The sequence below is a fragment of the Amphibacillus sp. MSJ-3 genome, from assembly GCF_018919165.1.
GTDB lineage: Bacteria > Bacillota > Bacilli > Bacillales > Amphibacillaceae > Amphibacillus.
Map to the genome: position 1 here is coordinate 85,269 of NZ_JAHLQM010000003.1, position 19,236 is coordinate 104,504.

At 38.3% G+C, this 19,236-nt stretch carries 13 protein-coding genes; 7 read left to right on the forward strand and 6 right to left on the reverse strand.

Annotated elements, in window-relative coordinates:
* Positions 1-6 precede the first annotated feature (6 nt).
* The 7 genes from ligA to rlmD all read left to right on the forward strand — a co-directional run bounded on the left by ligA (position 7) and on the right by rlmD (position 10,151).
* A complete protein-coding gene (ligA, locus tag KQI76_RS01840; protein WP_216398595.1) occupies positions 7-2,010 on the forward strand; it encodes an NAD-dependent DNA ligase LigA in 2,004 nt (667 codons plus the stop codon).
* A gap of 18 nt (positions 2,011-2,028) precedes the next feature.
* Positions 2,029-3,195 carry a CamS family sex pheromone protein gene (locus KQI76_RS01845; RefSeq protein WP_216398596.1) on the forward strand — a complete coding sequence of 389 codons (1,167 nt, stop codon included), beginning with the start codon at positions 2,029-2,031 and terminating at the stop codon, positions 3,193-3,195.
* A gap of 373 nt (positions 3,196-3,568) precedes the next feature.
* Positions 3,569-3,859, forward strand: a complete 291-nt coding sequence (gene gatC, locus KQI76_RS01850) for an Asp-tRNA(Asn)/Glu-tRNA(Gln) amidotransferase subunit GatC (RefSeq protein ID WP_216398597.1) — start codon at positions 3,569-3,571, stop codon at positions 3,857-3,859.
* A gap of 11 nt (positions 3,860-3,870) precedes the next feature.
* Entirely contained in the window at positions 3,871-5,343 is a 1,473-nt protein-coding gene (gene gatA, locus KQI76_RS01855) for an Asp-tRNA(Asn)/Glu-tRNA(Gln) amidotransferase subunit GatA (RefSeq protein ID WP_216398598.1), read from the forward strand.
* Positions 5,344-6,774: an Asp-tRNA(Asn)/Glu-tRNA(Gln) amidotransferase subunit GatB gene (gene gatB, locus KQI76_RS01860; RefSeq protein WP_216398599.1), complete on the forward strand. Its 1,431-nt coding sequence runs from the start codon at positions 5,344-5,346 to the stop codon at positions 6,772-6,774. It begins immediately after the preceding gene.
* A gap of 570 nt (positions 6,775-7,344) precedes the next feature.
* Positions 7,345-8,289 carry a diacylglycerol kinase gene (locus KQI76_RS01865; RefSeq protein ID WP_216398600.1) on the forward strand — a complete coding sequence of 315 codons (945 nt, stop codon included), beginning with the start codon at positions 7,345-7,347 and terminating at the stop codon, positions 8,287-8,289.
* Positions 8,290-8,768: 479 nt separating this feature from the next.
* Positions 8,769-10,151 carry a 23S rRNA (uracil(1939)-C(5))-methyltransferase RlmD gene (gene rlmD, locus KQI76_RS01870; RefSeq protein WP_216398601.1) on the forward strand — a complete coding sequence of 461 codons (1,383 nt, stop codon included), beginning with the start codon at positions 8,769-8,771 and terminating at the stop codon, positions 10,149-10,151.
* A 309-nt stretch (positions 10,152-10,460) separates the two neighbouring features.
* Here the strand turns inward: rlmD and tnpC are convergent, their stop codons facing one another.
* The 6 genes from tnpC to cls all read right to left on the reverse strand — a co-directional run bounded on the left by tnpC (position 10,461) and on the right by cls (position 18,683).
* The gene (gene tnpC, locus KQI76_RS01875) at positions 10,461-12,017 is read right to left on the reverse strand and encodes an IS66 family transposase (RefSeq protein WP_216398602.1); all 1,557 of its coding nucleotides are present in this window, start codon (positions 12,015-12,017) and stop codon (positions 10,461-10,463) included.
* A gap of 62 nt (positions 12,018-12,079) precedes the next feature.
* Entirely contained in the window at positions 12,080-12,436 is a 357-nt protein-coding gene (tnpB, locus tag KQI76_RS01880) for an IS66 family insertion sequence element accessory protein TnpB (protein WP_216398603.1), read from the reverse strand.
* On the reverse strand, positions 12,436-12,753 hold the full coding sequence (gene tnpA / locus KQI76_RS01885; RefSeq protein ID WP_216398604.1) for an IS66 family insertion sequence element accessory protein TnpA: 318 nt from the start codon (positions 12,751-12,753) through the stop codon (positions 12,436-12,438). Before tnpA ends, tnpB begins: the two co-directional genes overlap by 1 nt.
* A 624-nt stretch (positions 12,754-13,377) precedes the next feature.
* Positions 13,378-14,613: an aminopeptidase gene (locus KQI76_RS01890; protein ID WP_216398605.1), complete on the reverse strand. Its 1,236-nt coding sequence runs from the start codon at positions 14,611-14,613 to the stop codon at positions 13,378-13,380.
* 65 nt (positions 14,614-14,678) lie between these two features.
* Positions 14,679-16,562, reverse strand: coding sequence for an ABC-F family ATP-binding cassette domain-containing protein (locus KQI76_RS01895; protein WP_216398606.1), 1,884 nt, complete (start codon positions 16,560-16,562; stop codon positions 14,679-14,681).
* A 690-nt stretch (positions 16,563-17,252) separates the two neighbouring features.
* A complete protein-coding gene (gene cls, locus KQI76_RS01900; protein ID WP_216398607.1) occupies positions 17,253-18,683 on the reverse strand; it encodes a cardiolipin synthase in 1,431 nt (476 codons plus the stop codon).
* Positions 18,684-19,236 lie beyond the last annotated feature (553 nt).

Consider the following 19,236-nt stretch of genomic DNA (forward strand, 5'->3'; position numbering starts at 1 on the left):
GAGGTGATGACTTTGACATCGATAGAGAAACAGATAACAGAATTACGTCAATTACTGGATCAATATAATTATCAATATTATGTTCTTGATCATCCAACGGTTCCAGATGCAGAATATGACCGTCTAATGAATGAGTTAATCGCACTTGAAAATAAACATCCAGAACTCATCAGACCAGATTCACCGAGCCAAAGAATTGGTGGAAAGCCACTTGAGGGTTTTGAAAAAGTTGAACATCATGTACCCATGATGAGTTTAGCTAATGCATTTAGTAGTCAGGAATTACGTGATTTTGATCGGCGTGTTCGGCAGGAATTAGCCTTAGATACAGTTGATTATGTTTGTGAATTGAAAATTGATGGTTTAGCTGTTTCGCTTCGCTATCAAGAAGGTCTTTTCCAACAAGGAGCAACTCGTGGTGATGGCTCGATTGGTGAGGACATCAGCCAAAATTTAAGAACGATCCGAAGTCTTCCGTTAAGCATTGATGAAGCAAATACAATTGAGGTTCGTGGCGAGGCTTTTATGCCAAAAAGATCATTTATTCATTTAAACAAAGCCCGAGAAGAACAAGGCCTAGAATTGTTCGCTAATCCGAGAAATGCTGCTGCTGGTTCTTTACGCCAATTAGATCCAAAAATTGCGGCGGAACGTCAATTAGATATCTTTCTTTATGCTGTTGGGGAATGGGAAGCTGGTACAATTGAGACACATAGCGAACGCTTGCTGTATTTAAGTGAATTAGGTTTTAAAATTAATCGAGAATGGGAAAAGTGTCAAGGGATTGACCAAGTCATTCAATACGTGGAGAAGTGGGTTGAAAAACGAAATGACCTTCCATATGATATTGATGGAATTGTTGTTAAGGTTGATCGACTTGAATATCATGAGATATTAAAAACAACGGCAAAAAGCCCGCGTTGGGCGATTGCCTACAAGTTCCCTGCTGAAGAGGCAGTCACTAAGTTAATTGATGTGATCCTCAGTGTTGGTCGAACAGGGGTTGTGACACCTACTGCATTACTAGAACCTGTTCAAGTAGCCGGAACAACAGTACAAAGAGCATCCCTGCATAATGAAGATTATATTATGGAAAAGGATATCCGATTAAATGATACAGTGGTCATAAAGAAAGCTGGTGATATCATTCCAGAAGTTGTTCGTGTGATTCCAGAACAACGGAATAAGACTGTCGAGCGATTTAAAATGCCGGATCACTGCCCGTCATGTGGTACTGAATTAGTACGACTTGAGGGGGAAGTGGCCTTACGATGTATGAACCCTAATTGCCCAGCTCAATTAAAAGAAGGTTTGATTCATTTTGCTTCTCGTAACGCAATGAATATTGATGGCTTAGGTGAAAAATTGATTGAACAACTCTATAACCATCAACTTGTTCATCGGGTAACGGACCTGTATCAATTGAATCGAGAAGAATTACTCGCATTAGAACGGATGGGGACCAAATCAGTTGATAATTTACTTCGGGCGATTGAAGCATCAAAATCAAATTCGCTGGAAAGATTACTTTTTGGTTTAGGGATTCGTTTTGTCGGTGTGACCGCAGCAAAAACATTAGCTACGTATTTTGGAGAGATTGAGAAAATCCAACAAGCATCATATGAAGAACTTATTACAGTTGACGAAATTGGTGAAAAAATGGCGAATTCAATTGTTCGTTATTTTGCCACTGATGAAGTAAACTTAATGATTGGCAAATTAAAGGAGTTGGGTGTTAACACAAGTTATCTGGGACCTAAACCAACAGCTGAAAATATCAATTCCCTATTTCAAGATAAAACAATTGTCTTAACAGGAAAGCTCAAGCAACTGACGCGAAATGAAGCGAAGGAGAAAATCGAGTCCTTGGGTGGCAAAGTAACTGGAAGTGTTAGTAAAAAGACAGATTTATTGATCGCTGGTGAAGATGCAGGGTCAAAACTAACGAAAGCAGAGCAACTAGGAATTGAAATATGGAATGAACAGCAGTTTATCGAAGAAATAGAATGAAAGGGGAAGAGGAATTCAATGAAGCATTTGTATGGGCTATTTGGTATTTTATTAATCGCTTTGCTCACTAGTTGTGCACCTGACTTTAGCGATCCAAATGAAATTATCGATGAAACTTTGCCAGAAGATATCGGACAAGAGACAGCGATTATCCCAAACTACAGTGTATCTGAATCAGAATATCAAGTCCTTTTGCCGTATCGAGTAAGTCAGTCAAGGGGAGTGACAACGAATCAAGTTGCGAATCGATTAGATATTACGGTCTTGGAGAATGATCTTAGACGACATTCAACATCAGTTTTTGACCCAGATACTTACTTTTTCCAAGAGGGCCAGCAAATTTCTTATAGTGAATTGTTTAGTTGGCTAGAAAGAGAATCAGATTCAAGTGAAGAAGGTTTAAATCCACCGATTGATATTGATAAAAATACATCGACAGAAGAGAGTATAGAGAAGGAGCGGGAGAATCCAAAATATTTATCTCATATTTTAGAACAAAATTATTTAACCCGTTCAGATGATAATGTCGTTCAACTCGCAGGAATTTCGATTGGAATTGCAATGAAATCAAACTACCGCTTTCAAACGGAAGTAGGTGGACCATTTTATTATGAGAATATTTCTAAAAAAGAGATGTTATCTGAAGCAAAACCAATAGCTGAGGAAGTTGTTAAGCGGATTAGAGCTAAAGATGGTCTTCAGGATATTCCAATTATGGTGGCGATATACAGAGAAGCGGCCCGTGACGGTCTTGTACCAGGTAACTTTGTTGCAAAGACAACGATTCAAGGCGGAAGTCAAGAGATTGGCAATTGGGAATCGATTGACGAGAAGTATGTTCTGTTTCCTTCAAATAGTGCACAGGATATTGATCCAAACTTGTCATCAACAGTAGAAGAATTTAAATCAGAAGTTGCTAACTATTTCCCTAATTATGTTGGTGTTATTGGTCAGGGCTTTTATCAAGATGGAGAAATTCGCAGTCTTGTACTTGAAATCCCGATTGAATTTTATGGTCAAGCAGAAGTCATCGGTTTTACTCAATATGTCTATGGACTCGTCATGGATAGTTTCCAACCTCACTATGATATCGAAGTGAATATCAAGTCGAATGATCGACAAGAAAGCTTGATTGTCAGAAAAGCAGGTGACGAGGAACCTTATGTTCATGTCTACCAACGCTAAGTAAAAGTGATTAAAAGGAAAAAAGGGGCCATGCTTTTTAAAAAAATGGCAAATGAATAGTTGCGTAATTGCTATATTATTTGCTATTATCATTTATATGTATAACTTGTTTAAGTAGAGGTCCTTGATCTCCGTAAGGCGTCTATTTCAAATCTTACTTTAAGAGCAGTAAAACCCCTTTTGAACAAGTTAAGTGATCAGCAAATGAGGGTGTTCAAAAGCATTAACTATTTTGGGTGTCCCCTTAATAACTGGATATTTGATAGAGTAGTTTGAATGTCGAATGGTTAACTGTCTGATGAATGAATCCAAACCTAAGATGATCTTAAATTAGGCTTGATCATGTGATGAAAATTTTCTGGAGGTGAAGCAAATGGCACAAATTTCGAAAGAACAAGTCGAGCAAGTGGCGGATATTGCTCGAATAGCCATTACAGAAGAAGAAGCATCTGTGTTATCCAAACAGCTTAGTGAGATGATGAAATATGCAGATGTATTAAAAGATTTAGATACAAGTGAAGTAGAACCGACTGTTCAAGTTGTTGATTTAAAAAATGTTATGCGTAAAGATGAACCTAGACAATGGACCAGTCAAGAAGAAGTATTAAATAATTCCCTTGACCATAAAGAAGGTCAATTTAGCGTCCCATCAATTTTAGAATAGGAGGTCGAAAAATGTCTATTTTTGATTATACATTAAAAGAATTACAAGCGAAGCTACATAATAAAGAGCTCACGGTAACTGAACTCGTTCAAGCCTCTTTTGATCAAATTGATGCAGTGGATGATGAAATCAGAGCCTTTATTACATTAAATAAAGAACGAGCACTTGAACAAGCCAAACAACTTGATCAAGAAATTGACCAAGCAAATAACCCCTTGTTCGGAATACCGATTGGAATTAAAGATAATATTGTAACGAAAGATTTGCGAACAACTGCTGCAAGTAAGATGCTAGATAACTTTGAACACCCATTATATGATGCAACGGTGATCGAAAAATTATCAGCAGCAAAAACAGTTACAATTGGGAAATTAAATATGGATGAGTTTGCAATGGGATCATCAACAGAAAGTTCTTACTATTATCCAACGCGGAATCCTTGGAATACGGATTATGTGCCAGGTGGCTCTAGTGGAGGTTCAGCAGCAGCTGTTGCCGGAAGAGAAGTCTTTTTCTCACTTGGCTCCGATACAGGCGGATCGATTCGAGGCCCGTCATCATATTGTGGGGTTGTTGGTCTGAAGCCAACTTACGGACTTGTCTCACGTTTTGGGGTGATTGCCTTTGCCTCTTCATTAGATCAAGTTGGAACGATTACGAAAAACGTTGAAGATAATGCCCATTTACTTCAAGCAATTGCTGGACATGACCCAATGGATTCAACAACTGTCGACATAGATCTACCTAACTACCAAGATGAATTGAAAAAAGGTGTCAAAGGACTAAAAATTGCTGTTCCTAAAGAATATTTAGCTGATGGAATTAGTGATGAAGTTAGAAAATCTGTTATTGACGCACTTAAAGTATATGAAGACCTTGGCGCAACATGGGAAGAGGTTTCCTTGCCACATTCGAAATATGCTGTAGCTGCATATTATTTGATATCTTCAGGTGAGGCATCAGCAAACCTTGCTCGTTTTGACGGCATTAGATACGGTCACCGTGCAGAAAATGTAGAAAATATGATTGATCTTTTCAAACAATCACGTAGTGAAGGATTCGGAGAAGAAGTTAAACGACGTATTCTGTTTGGAACAATTGCCCAAAGTTCAGGATATTATGAAGACTACTATAAAAAAGCTCAACAAGCACGAACCTTAATTAAGGCTGATTTTGACCAAATCTTTAAAGATTATGATGTCATCATCGCTCCAACGACACCAACAACTGCTTTCAAAGTAGGCGAACTTATTGATGATTCGATGACGATGTATGCCAATGATCTATTGACTATCCCTGTTAACTTAGCAGGTGTACCAGCTATCTCAATCCCATCTGGCTTCTCTGAAGAAACAGGTTTGCCTTTTGGTTTACAAATCATTGGTAAACATTTTGATGAAGCAACAATTTACCGGACAGCTTATGCTTTTGAACAAGCAACTGACTATCATAAAAAGCGTCCGAACTTGGGAGGTGCGAAGTAAATGAATTTTGAAACAGTTATTGGACTTGAAGTTCATGTGGAATTAAAAACAAATTCGAAGATTTTCAGCCCAAGTCCGAATCATTTTGGGGCAAAACCAAATGAAAATGTTAACCCAATTGATTTAGCTTATCCAGGCGTTTTACCTGTTTTAAATGAGGAAGCAGTTAACTTTGCGATGAAAGCAGCAATGGCCTTAAACTGTGAGATTGCAACACATACAAAATTTGATCGAAAAAACTACTTTTACCCAGACAATCCAAAAGCATATCAAATTTCACAATTCGATCAACCGATTGGTGAAAATGGTTGGATTGATATTGAAGTAGATGGAAAGACAAAAAGAATCGGTATTACACGTCTACACATGGAAGAAGATGCAGGGAAACTAATGCACAGTGATGATGGATACTCATTAGTTGACTATAACCGTGCAGGCACACCACTTGTTGAGATTGTTTCTGAACCTGATATTCGGTCACCAGAAGAAGCTTATGCTTACCTTGAAAAACTGAAAAATATTATTCAATATACAGGTGTTTCCGATTGTAAAATGGAAGAAGGCTCATTACGTTGTGATGCCAATATTTCACTTCGCCCAATTGGACAGGAGAAGTTTGGAACAAAAACGGAATTAAAGAATTTAAACTCATTTTCATTTGTTCAAAAGGGTTTAGAATTTGAAGAAAAACGCCAACGAGATGTCTTGTTATCCGGTGGAACGATTCTACAAGAAACCCGCCGCTATGATGAACAAACGAAAGAAACGATTTTAATGCGGGTTAAAGAAGGGGCGGACGATTACCGCTACTTCCCTGAGCCAGATCTTCTACCTTTGTATATTGATGAAGACTGGAAAGCTCGGATACGCGCTGAAATTCCAGAACTTCCAGATGCTAGAAAGAAACGCTATATTGAATCATTAAACTTACCAGCTTATGATGCAATGATACTCACCAGTACAGTCGAAATGTCAGATTTCTTTGAAGCAACGATTGCTGCAGGTGCAGATGTTAAACAAGCCTCTAACTGGTTGATGGGCGAAGTATCAGCCTATATGAATAAACAGCAAAAGGAATTATCAGATCTGTCCCTTACACCAGAAGGACTAGCGAAAATGATTAACCTAATAGATGATGGAACGCTATCATCGAAAATGGCGAAAAAGGTTTTTGCAGAGCTTGTCGAAAAAGGCGGCGATCCAGAAAAGATTATTAAAGAAAAAGGTCTAATCCAGATTTCAGATGAAGGACAACTCACTGAAATTGTAACTGCCATTCTCGATAAAAATCCACAATCGATTGAAGACTTTAAGAATGGGAAAGATCGAGCACTTGGCTTCTTGGTTGGTCAAGTGATGAAAGAAACAAAAGGACAGGCCAACCCACCAATGGTAAATAAAATTTTATTAGCTGAAATGAACAAGCGTTAAAGTTACCAGGAAGACTATCGATCATCATATATTGATAGTCTTTCTTTTGCTATGACTGGGACTTTTCAATATTTAAATAAGCAAGGGAAAATTGTATATTTAAGCAAGGTTAAGGATTCGAAAGAGGTAATTACAACGATCATTAAGAGGGATAAAGTAAAACTTCAATCAGTGGAGGTTGGGGCTACAGGGCCGAGGTCATGCAGATCTTACCAAGGGGCATGCTGGATTTAGTCCGCCTGTCCCCTTCCCGTTGATTGGAACAGGGACTAGGGTTGGGACTGGGACTGGGACTGCGTTTACTCGTCCCACCGAAGTGATTTGCGTTTACTCGTCTCACCGAAAACATTTGTTAGTCCCACAAGTGGATGACACAAAGGCCCTTGAATCAATCGGGACTTTACCGTCAGTTGATCTCCCACTTATAGTGCAAAATTTCCTTCGAATGATTGAAACGGGAGTCTTACTGACAGTTACACTGCGATAAATAAGATGAAAACATCTATAAATAAACTTGATAAAATGGTATCATAAAAATAGGTAAAAAAGTACGTAGATCGGAGGATCACCATGAAACGCGCTCGAATTATTTATAATCCGACATCTGGAAGAGAATCATTTAAAAATAAGCTCCCAGATGTATTAGTGAAATTTGAACAAGCAGGATATGAAACATCAACCCATGAAACAACAGGGATTGGCGATGCAACGGAAGCAGCAAGACTAGCTGTCGCACGTGGATTTGATACAATTGTTGCTGTTGGTGGAGATGGAACTATTAATGAAGTTGTGACAGGAATTGCCGAGGCCATACATCGCCCACGCTTAGGAATTATCCCAGCTGGGACAACAAATGACTTTGCAAGGGCACTCAATATTCCAAAGTCAATTGATAAAGCCGTTGACATCATTTTATCCGGACATACTAAGAAATTGGATATTGGTAAAGTGAATCAACATTACTTCGTTAATATTGCTGGTGGTGGAAAATTAACAGAGGTTTCCTATGAAGTACCAAGCAAATTAAAAACATTGATAGGACAACTTGCTTATTTCATTAAAGGAGCCGAGTTACTGCCAAGATTACGACCAATCTATACCCGAATTGAATATGATGGCCAGGTTTTCGAAGATGAAATCATGCTGTTTCTAGTAGCAAACACAAATTCAGTAGGCGGTTTTGAAAAGCTAGCACCGGAAGCAGAAATGAATGATGGTTACTTTGATTTACTTGTGCTAAAAAAATGTAATATCGCTGAATTTATTCGTCTAGTCACCGCTGCAACAAGAGGTAATCATTTTGGAGATCCAAGTATCTTTTATGTTCAAGCGAAGCATATTAATGTTCAAACTGACGAAAGAATGCAACTCAATATCGACGGTGAGTACGGCGGTGATTTACCTGGTGAATTCTCAAATTTAAAACAACATATCGAATATTTTGTTCCAACTGAAGAACAAGCTAGAAAAGTAAAAATCGAAAAGGAAATACAAATGGAAAAAGCTCTCGATTAACCTCTTGAGCTTTTTTAAGTCATGTCAACTTTTACCATGGATTAGCTCCTAGATCCTCACAAGAATTAGATTAAGGAAACCTTTATATAATAAGTGTGGAAACTAGCGACGATAAATGCTTAATTAGTTCAGCTAATACTCAACCAGATGGGGAAGATTGAGTTTATCTTGGGAAAACTGTGGTAAACGGTCAAATCTATACTAACCACCAAGAGCTTTATTGTTGATCAATAAATTTGACCACTCCCCATTTCGTCCCAAAGAGGTTTTGGCAAAATCAAAATCCATATCTTCACTCTAAAGCTTATGTGACGATCTACAGACGAAAACGATTTATCGTATTTAAACAAGATCCGACGGCAAAAATAATTCATAGAAAAACGCACGGCAATATTTTCGTATTTCCCGGGAAATAAAGTCGAATCATGGTAAGATTCATATCTGAAGGTTGATATGGTATAAGAAAGGAAGTAAAGCCAATGTCTAAACAGGAAAGCCCAGTTCAAAAAAATCAAACAATCACTCTATCTTTTGAAGACATTACGCATGATGGAAATGGAGTAGGCAAAATTGCAGGCTATCCCGTGTTCGTTTCAAATACTTTACCTGGTGAAACTGCTGAGGTGAAGATTATTAAAGTAAAAAAGAATTTCGCAATCGGAAAAAGCCTAAAACTAATCAAGGAGAGTCCGGAACGTGTAGCCCCTCCTTGCAATGTTTACGACCAATGCGGTGGCTGCCAACTTCAACATATGAGCTATTCTATGCAGCTAGATATGAAAAGAAATCAAGTCGAAAATGTCCTGCGAAAAATAGCCCATCTTAACGATATTGATGTTAAACCAACATTAGGTATGGACGACCCATGGCGCTATCGAAATAAAGTTCAAGTGCCAGTTGCGGAAAAAGATGATCAATTAATTACTGGTTTTTACCGACGACGAAGTCATGATATCATCGAAGGAATGGATCGTTGTATCGTTACATCTGAAGTCAATGATCAACTGGTTGAATTAGTCAGAAAAGTAGCTGAAGAACTAGGGATTCCAGCATATGATGAACAGACACATCGGGGTGTTCTTCGCCACATTATGGTTCGTAGCGGTGAACATACAGGTGAAACGATGATTGTGATCGTCACCAAAACAAAAACTATTCCCAACCAGGAACAATTGATTAAGCGAATCACTGATTGCTACCCCACAATAACATCGATCATGCATAATATTAATCCAGATCGAACAAATGTCATTCTAGGCAAGAAGACAAAATGTTTATGGGGTCAAGAATATATTTATGACACAATAGGTAAGGTGAAGTTTGCTATATCAGCATTATCCTTTTACCAAGTTAATCCAAAGCAAACGAAGGTTCTCTATGATAAAGTTCTGGAATTTGCCAACCTCACTGGTAGTGAAACAGTCATTGATGCTTACTGCGGAATCGGCAGTATCTCACTCTTTCTTGCTCAAAGGGCTAAAAAAGTCTATGGTGTCGAAATTGTCCCACAAGCCATTGAAGACGCCAAGAAAAACGCTGAACTAAACGGCCTTACCAATACAGAATTTATCGTCGGACAAGCAGAAAAAGTCATGCCAAGGTGGAAAGCAGAGCGATTAAACCCGGATGTTATCGTTGTTGATCCACCAAGAAAAGGCTGTGAGGAATCATTACTAAAGGCTATGATTGATATGAACCCTAGTCGAATTGTTTATGTCTCATGTAATCCCTCAACGTTCGCCAGAGATTTAGTGACATTGACTGAAGGTGGCTATAAACTGAGAGAAGTTCAACCAGTAGACATGTTCCCCCAGACTTTGCATGTGGAGTGTGTATCGTTGCTACAAAGAGAAACTATATAGAAATCCTTAGTTTTAAACACTTTCACAAGCATTTCGTGTTTGTAGGAGAAGGTGAAAAAACTAGAAATAAAGTACTGAAAAACCACATTACCGTTTCAGTGGTAATTGATCTGGGGTGTGGGAACACAATAGAATAAAAATATTGTAAGGCGTTCAAATAAAATGAACGTCTTTTTTTTACGCCTAAAAATGGAGAATAGAAGGTGGAATATGACAAAACTAACTTTAGGAAGTTTATTTGATGGGTAAGCGTCAAATAACCTACACCTATTATTCAGGTCTGGGTTTGTTTATACTTTAGTTATGATTTCATTTTGGACTTTGACAATGTAATGGAATACTTGTTGACCATGGCAAGAGTTGATCCAATTCCTCTTTATTTGCTATATCAATATTTGGCAATCGTTCAAATAGATACTTCAAATATTCAAATGGACTTAGTCCATTCTCCTTTGCAGTTTCCACAATACTATAAATAATAGCGCTCGACTTTGCACCTTTCGGTGTATTGCTGAACAAGAAATTTTTCCGGCCGATTACGAATGGCTTAATAGAGCGTTCACTTCGATTATTATCTATTTCCAATCGGCCATCCTCTAAAAATACGATTAGTTTATGCCACTGTTTTCGACAGTATTTAATCGCTTTGCCGAGTGCACTTTTAGGCAAAACTTTTGGCGTTTGCTCTTTTAGCCATGCTGAAAAAGCATCCAAAATAGGTCGGCTGCGTTTTAGACGTATTTCATATCTTTCTTCCGGAGTTTTCTCCAAGCATTCGCGTTCAACCGCAAACAATTGGTTACAATATTGCAGTCCTTTCGTTGCGGTGAGCTTTGATTTGTCTGCACCTTTTGGCAGAGCCTTCAGTGCTTCATCAAAGTATCTGCGGGCATGGCTCCAACAACCCGACAGGGTGATATGCGGAATGCTATCGTATCCACCATAGCCATCCACATGCAAGTAACCTTTAAAGTCCGCTAGAAACTTTTTAGGGTGTTTGCTCGCACGGGTACGCTGATATTCAAACAAGATATTTGGCGGACGATCCCGACCATTTCGGTAGAGCCACATATACGATTTGGATTCCGCCGAACGTCCCGGTTCTTTCAGTACCTGAACCGTGGTCTCGTCGGCATGCAGAATATCTTCTTGTAATAAATATTCTCGCATTCGATCATATATTTTGGCTAACCATCGGTTCGCCCCTTCTACCATCCAATTGGATAAGGTTTGACGGGATAGGCGTACACCAATATATTTTAATTGGCTTTCCTGCCGATAAAGTGGCAGACCTTCGACATACTTTTGATTCATTATGTAAGCTACAGTAGAAGGTGAAGCATAGCTTTTAGGAAATAAAGGAGATGGCATCTTTGCCGTGACAATTGGAGTTTCTATTCCTTCTTTTTCACAGTTACGGCAAGCGTAAACATGGCGGACATGCTTCACAACTTTGACCTTAGCGGGTATGACTTGAAGTTCTTTTCGAACTTCCTCGCTCATTTTATGTATTTCCAAACCGCAACACGAACAGACCTGTTCTTTAGGAGATAATTCATAATTAATTGTCTCCACAGGCAGGTCTTTCATTAACTCTTCCCGGGTTTTTCGGTTCTTTTTGCGTGTATATGTCATCGTATCAAGCGCAGGTTCTTCAACTTTTGAATCAGCTGTATCTTCGGCTTCGTTAAATAAAGAAAGACTCAATTGATCTTCATTCGTTTTTTCGCTAGAAGCTCCATATTTTTGCTTTTGCAGCAATCTAAATTGTTCCTCATACCATTTCAATTTGGCTTCTAACTCTTCGTTGCGCTCTTTATAATATTCAATTGTATGCTCGTTGTTTTTCTCCACCATTTTTTCCATACATCATATTATACAAAAAGAAATTCGACATGGCCAGCCGAATTTCCTGTATTTTCGTATTTTTATAGAATGGTTCGCGCCGTCACTTGTTTATGCGCTTGATTTTGACGGATAGGTAATCCATCCAATAGCCAACGAAGTTGGCGTTCGCTGATTTTCAGTGGTGTTGCATCTTGCTCAGAAGGCCATTGAAACTTCCCTTGCTCCAACCTCCGATAATGAAGCCAAAAACCATTATGCTCCCATTGGAGAATTTTTAATTTATCCCTTTTCCGGTTACAAAATACAAAGAGACAAGGTGCAAATGGATCAAGGGAGAAACATTCTTTTACAATGACGGATAAACCATCAATTGACTTGCGAAGATCAGTGCTTCCACGGGCCAAATAAACTTGTTTATATGATGTATTATGTAGCATCACGATTGAATAACATGTATTATTTTAGATAATAAACCAATATCAGACCCGGACTGAACCTCAACTGAAAAACGATCAATATGAATAAGAACAGAACCCTTCGGTTCATCAAGTTCATCCGTTACTTGAACCGGGAGCCAGTCAATGTTAGCAGGTTGATCAGTCGGCGATGCAGAATTATTGATTTTTTGTAGCCAATAATACATTTGATGTTCTTTAAATCCGTTGTCTCGGCACCACTTGGCTTTACTTAAACCACTAGCCCTCCAATCCTCGATTCGAGCTTCCCATTCTATTCTTTTGGTTGATTTGTTCATCGCATAACCTCCAAAATTAAACTTCTAAAGAAATTATGCTATGGATGGGAAACTAATAGAAGGTGGGTATGCTTTGACGCTTACATTATAACGATAAAATTGTTCAGCCCTTCGCTCATTCCAACTTTCGTTAGTTTTCTTCACTACTACGGCTTCTGCTGACTTCTCACCTGCCAGTCGTGTATCACTACAAGGTTTTGGTGTAGCTGGATGAGACCTCCCCAGTTAAGGTGCGAACGCTTTCCCTCCATCTATCTGCCATATATACGCCGCATACTTTGTAATAGCTTTTGGACTTCAACTTCTTTCGCAGTCTTATCCGCATACGTCGCCTCTTATATGATTTCTGTTCGTCAGACCAGAGGTTTGCTTAGGGCTTCCTTCAGATTCCACGTCACCATGGACACCCTTGCCTTTAGCTATGTGCTTACCGCTATTAGGTCGCACTAGGGACTTCCACCCGTTAGCGTTCACCCATGCTGGGCGAACAAAAAGAGCAGATTAACTAAATCAATCTGCTCTTTCTACTTTTATATAGCGGAAAGTGAATAGTCCTTCCTAATGAATGAAAATTCACTTCACTTTGATGATTCTATTAATCAAATGCTAACCTTTAGATCTATATTAAATATCTAAAGCCCATGCTCCTTTTCGAAAGACTGGTTCTGTTTTTCCGTCTGCAGTAACGCCATCAATATCCAATTCAGCCGAACCAATCATAAAATCAACATGCGTTAAGCTATCGTTGACACCATGCTGATCAAGCTCTTCATTCGACATATCTGAACCGCCCTCTAAGTTGGTTGGATAAGCTTTTCCTAAAGCAATATGACACGATGCATTTTCATCAAATAATGTATTGTAAAAAATCAAACCTGATTGAGAAATAGGTGAAGCATCTGGAACAAGAGCTAATTCTCCAAGTCTTTTTGCACCCTCATCTGTTTCGAGTAGATGCTTCAACGTTTCATAACCCTGTTCGGCTTTAAAATCAACAACCTTTCCTTCTTCAAAAGTGAGGCTGAAATGATCAATCATATTTCCACCATAGATTAATGGTTTTGTACTTGAAACAACCCCATTAACACCATATTTATGTGGGACAGTAAAGACTTCTTCCGTTGGCATATTTGGATTAAAGTGAAGACCGTCTGTCGTATATGCCCCACCGCCTTTCCAAATATGACCTTCAGGTAAATCAAAGGTAATATCCGTACCTGGCGCTTTAAAAATCAGTTGTCGATATTTCTTTTCATTTAAAATTTGATGAGCATCTTTTAATGTTTGGTTGTGCTTGTCCCACGCTGCAATTGGATCTTCCTGATCAACACGGACAATTTTAAAAATCTGATCCCATAGTTTTTCCTTCGCTTCTTCTACATCTGAATCTGGGAAAATCTTTTGTGCCCAATCTCCAGTTGGGATAGAAATAATTGACCATGCGATACGATCGTTCATCGTATACTTTTGGAATTCCCTCATTGCTTCAGCTCGTGCCTTGCTTGCTTTAGCTACCTTAGCAGGATCGACATCTTTTAGTAAATCTGGATTGGTTGAGCGAATCGACAACAATGCAACCCCATCTTCTGCATAGCTTAAATATTTATCAACTTGCCACTGTGGAATATCCATCAATACTTCTTCGGATTCATTTTGGTACTTCAACAAGGTGATTTCATCATCCTGCCAGTTAATGATAACGTCTTTTGCTCCCAACTCATAAGCTTTACGAACAACAATTCTTGTAAAATCTACACCTTCTATTGATGAATTAATCATTAATGCTTGACCTTTTTGTAAGTTAACTCCTGTTTTCAAGGCAAGTTCAGCATATTTCTCTTGCATCTTCACATCTGCCATAAAGTTCCCTCCAAATTTATATTTAAGTATTATTATACATCACTTATTTCGGTTTATGAATGATATTATTGTGTTTCAATTTCTTCAACGAGCATTGAAAGTTCTTCCCATCTTTCTAATTTCGCTTCTAAATCTGTCTCCAATTCAAGTTGACGTTCATAATGGGTTCGAACCGCTTCAGCATCGGATCCTGCCATCATCACTTCTTCTTTTTCTTGTTCGACTGCTTGCTCCAATGCCTCAATTTCATCCTCAATTGTCGCCCATTCCTTTTGTTCATGATAGGATAATTTCTTTTTTCGTGCTTTTGTTTTAACTGTTTTTTGCTTTTCTTTTGTTACGATATTGGTCGTACTCATTTCTTTTTCTAAAAAGTCACTATAATTGCCATAATAGGTCTCTATTCTTCCGGCCTCTTTAAAAATAAGCAATTGCTCAGCCACTCGGTCAAGAAAATAGCGATCGTGTGAAACAGTAATGACAACGCCTGGGAAGTTATCTAAATAATCCTCTAAGATTGCTAATGTATGTGTATCTAGATCATTTGTTGGCTCATCGAGCAAAAGTACATTAGGTTCTTCCATCAATACTTTCAACAAATAAAGTCGACGCTTTTCCCCTCCTGAAAGGCGATGAATATATGTCCATTGCTGTGAACGGGGGAATAGGAAACGTTCCAGCATTTGTTCTGCAGTAATCACTTGATGATCATCCGTATGAATGACTTCAGCCGTTTCCCGAATGTATTCAATAATTTTTAGGTTTTCATCCATTTCACTGTGATCTTGTTGATAGAAGCCAAACTTCACTGTTGAACCAATCTCGATTTCCCCTTGATCAGGTTCAAGCTTTCCGGCGATTAAATTCAATAAAGTTGTTTTCCCACTACCATTAGGTCCAACTATACCAATTCGATCCCCTGGTTTAATTAGAAAAGAAAATGAATCGACAAGTGGCTTATTTGGATAAGCTTTTGTCACTTGGTTAAGTTCAAGGACTTTTTTTCCTAGCCGTTTTGAGCCAACACCAAATTCAAGTGTAGATGAATCAGTCGCGAATTTTTTTGTTTCCATTTCTTTAATACGGTCGATCCTAGCCTTTTGCTTTGTAGATCGTGCCCGTGCCCCTCGCTTAAGCCATGCCATTTCATTTCTCAGAATATTAGCATGCTTTTGCTCATGCTCTTGTTCACGACGTAGACGCTCCGACTTTTCCGCTAAATAGGTTTCATAGTTACCTATATATTGATACAGATTACCTAAATCAAGTTCATAAATACGATTTGTAACTCGATTTAAGAAATAACGGTCGTGGGTTACTAACATAATCGCCCCTTGATAGGTCGGCAAGAACTTTTCTAACCACTCAATCGATTCGTGATCCAAATGGTTCGTCGGTTCATCCAAAACGAGTAAATCGGCAGGTTGAACTAAAGCTTTGGCTAGAGCAACCCGCTTTTGCTGTCCTCCTGATAATGTCTGGATCTTTTGATCAAACTGAGTGATGCCTAATTTGGTTAAAATTGTTTTTGCTGTCGTTGCCGCATCCCATGCCGTTAATTGGTCCATCTTCGTCTGCATCCGATTAAATTGTGTTTGAGTAGTTAACTGATCAGGTGTTTGCTCTAATTGATAAAGGGCTTGCTCGTACTCCCGAAGCACTGTCATCAGAGTTGATTCACCAGCAAAAACTTCAGCAAGTATAGTCCGATCTCCTTGAAGCTCTGGTTCTTGAGCTAAATAAGCAACTGTAAAATCATTCGCATGTTTCATCGTCCCTTGATCCCGCTCTTCTTTACCCGCAATCAATTTAAGAAGTGTCGATTTTCCGGTTCCATTTACCCCAACAATACCTATTCTCTCTTGACTAGCAATTGAAAAGGAAATTTGATTTAATAATATTTTATCACCATATGTTTTGGTTAAGTTTTCAATCGATAAAATCTCCATCAGGTCACCCCTTACCTTTCCTCTTGATAATTATAATACAGTCTAGTTATTCAAACAAATAAGAGGAGGTATCGATATGTTCTTGGAAACTTATTTTCCAAAAGGAGGACAGGGTATGGCGTTCTATGCGTGGGAGTAGCTGCTCTATGCTCGGAAATCGCGGATTATGCGCGGTAACTGATGTTCTATGCTCGAAAATCCCATTTTATGCTCGGAAGCTGGCTCTATGCGCGGAAACTGATATTCTATGCTCGGAAATCTCACTTTATGCGCGGAAACTGATGATCTATGCTCGAAAATCTTGTTTTATGCTCGAAAGCTAGCTCTATGCTCGGTAATCTCGTTTTATGCTCGGAAGCTGGTGTTCTATGCTCGAAAGCTGGCTCTATGCTCGGAAATCTCACTTTATGCGCGGAAACTAATGTTCTATGCGCGGTTTACGAAAATGCTAATCTTGAAATACTGGGTCAATTAATCAGCGGTAAATTATAATATCCAATTCGTTTATTCATCAGATTTTATACTACATTTAGTATCTTTGGAATTAATCAGCACAAACTCCAGATGTGTATACTCAGTCTTTAAAGTAAAAATATTGCGGAAAATCAGCTGGGACATGAGTAATAAATATAAAAGTAAAACCGCATGAAATCTGATTTCATGCGGTTTTATTGATTTTATTCCAGTCTCTCACAGTATTGGTGAGATTAAACGGGCAATTGATTCTTTAATTTGGATCCAAATTGAGCGTTGTTGGTATGCCTCTAATGTTAATAAATCTGATTGGCTCATATCCCGTTCAAAATCAGCGAGTAATCGCTGTGTGACATCCTTACTATACATAAAAGCATTGACTTCAAAATTCAATCGGAAACTTCGAACATCAATATTCGCTGTTCCAACAGAAGCAATCTTACCATCAACCATGATTGTTTTTGCATGTAAAAAACCATTGTTATAAACATATATTTTTGCTCCAGCTTCGAGCATGCTGCCAACATAAGAGTAAGTTGCCCAGTAAACGAAAGGATGATCAGGTTTATTCGGAATCATAATTCGGACATCAATACCGGACAAGGCTGCTATCTTGACCACATCTGCTAAACTTTCGTCAGGGATAAAATAAGGGGTTTGAATATATACATATTCTTCAGCCTCCATGATTAGCTTTATGTAACCATATTTAATCTGCTCCCAATCAGAATCTGGTCCACTTGAAACAATTTGCATACCGACATTCCCTTTAGGTTTTGCTTGATAATAAATAGGATCATAAAGAATAAGTTGATGTTTTGACGCTTGATTCCAATCTAAAATAAAGCGGGTTTGCATACTACGGACAGCCTCACCTGTAATACGCAAATGTGTATCACGCCAATAACCATATTTTTTATTTTCACCAAGATATTCATCGCCAACATTAAAGCCACCGGTATAACCTATTTCACCATCAATAATCACTAACTTGCGATGATTTCGGTAATTTATTTTTAAATTAACTTTGGGAATCAATGAAGGGAAAAACGCTTCAACTAAAACACCAGCTTCTTTTAATTCATGAATAAATCGCCGGCTCATCTTGCGCGCACCTAAATCATCATACAAAAAACGTACAGAAACACCTTCTTGTGCTTTTCTCTTTAATATCTCACCAATTTGCCGTCCCAATTGATCACTTCGATAAATATAATACTGAATATGAATATGATGTTGAGCAGCCTCCATATCCTTAATCAGCCTTTCGAATTTAGCTCGTCCATCATTAAAAATATCAACTTCGTTTTCTTGTGTTAAAATCGCATCATTGTTGCGCAAATGCAAGTAAAATAAATCACTATTATTTTGATATTGTTCAGGAATTGGATAACTATCCTCTTCCAACAATTGCAGTTGATTCTCTACGGCTTTTTTAACTCCTAATTTACTCTTATTATCCCAGATAAACAGTTTCTTCCGACTTAATTTTCGCCCGAAAATAAGATAAAGTCCGAATCCTACAAGCGGAATAAATGTAAGAACAAGTAACCAAGCCCAAGTTGAAGTTGGATTTTTATGCTCAAGAAAGACAATGGCAATCGCTAAAATAAAGTTTAGAAATAAAATAATTGCTGTAACATCCAATTGCTTTCCCCCCTATCGTACTCTAATCATAATATACCACATCAAATCAATCTTTTTCACTTAATTACACTCAAATCCGAGGCTATTTATATAGTGAAATTTCAATCTGTGGAGATTGGCCTAGTTGCCTTCCTTTATCCACTACTGACTGGGACTTGGACAGCGGTTATGCGTCCCAGCGAAAACATTTATTACTACCTCAAGAATATGACCTAAAGACCCTTGAACCAGTCGAACCCTTACCATCAGTTGATCTACCTCTTACAATCCTTTGTTTCTTAAAGTGGAAGCCTTACTGATAGTTTATTGCGGAAAAAAGGTTAAATATTGATGCACAAAAATAAAACCGCTTTCGATAGTCATTCCCTGTTAGTAGTTTTTTTAACAGGAATAATTTTACTATCGAAAAGCGATTTAGTTTATTTGGGGGTCTCCTTCATTCCATTGAATGAGTTTACTTTTTTCCAACGCAGGTTTTCTTCATCCCTCGTATTAGTTAAACGATTCGGGATTTTACTGACTGTTAATCCCTACTTATCACCCAAGAGCTTCC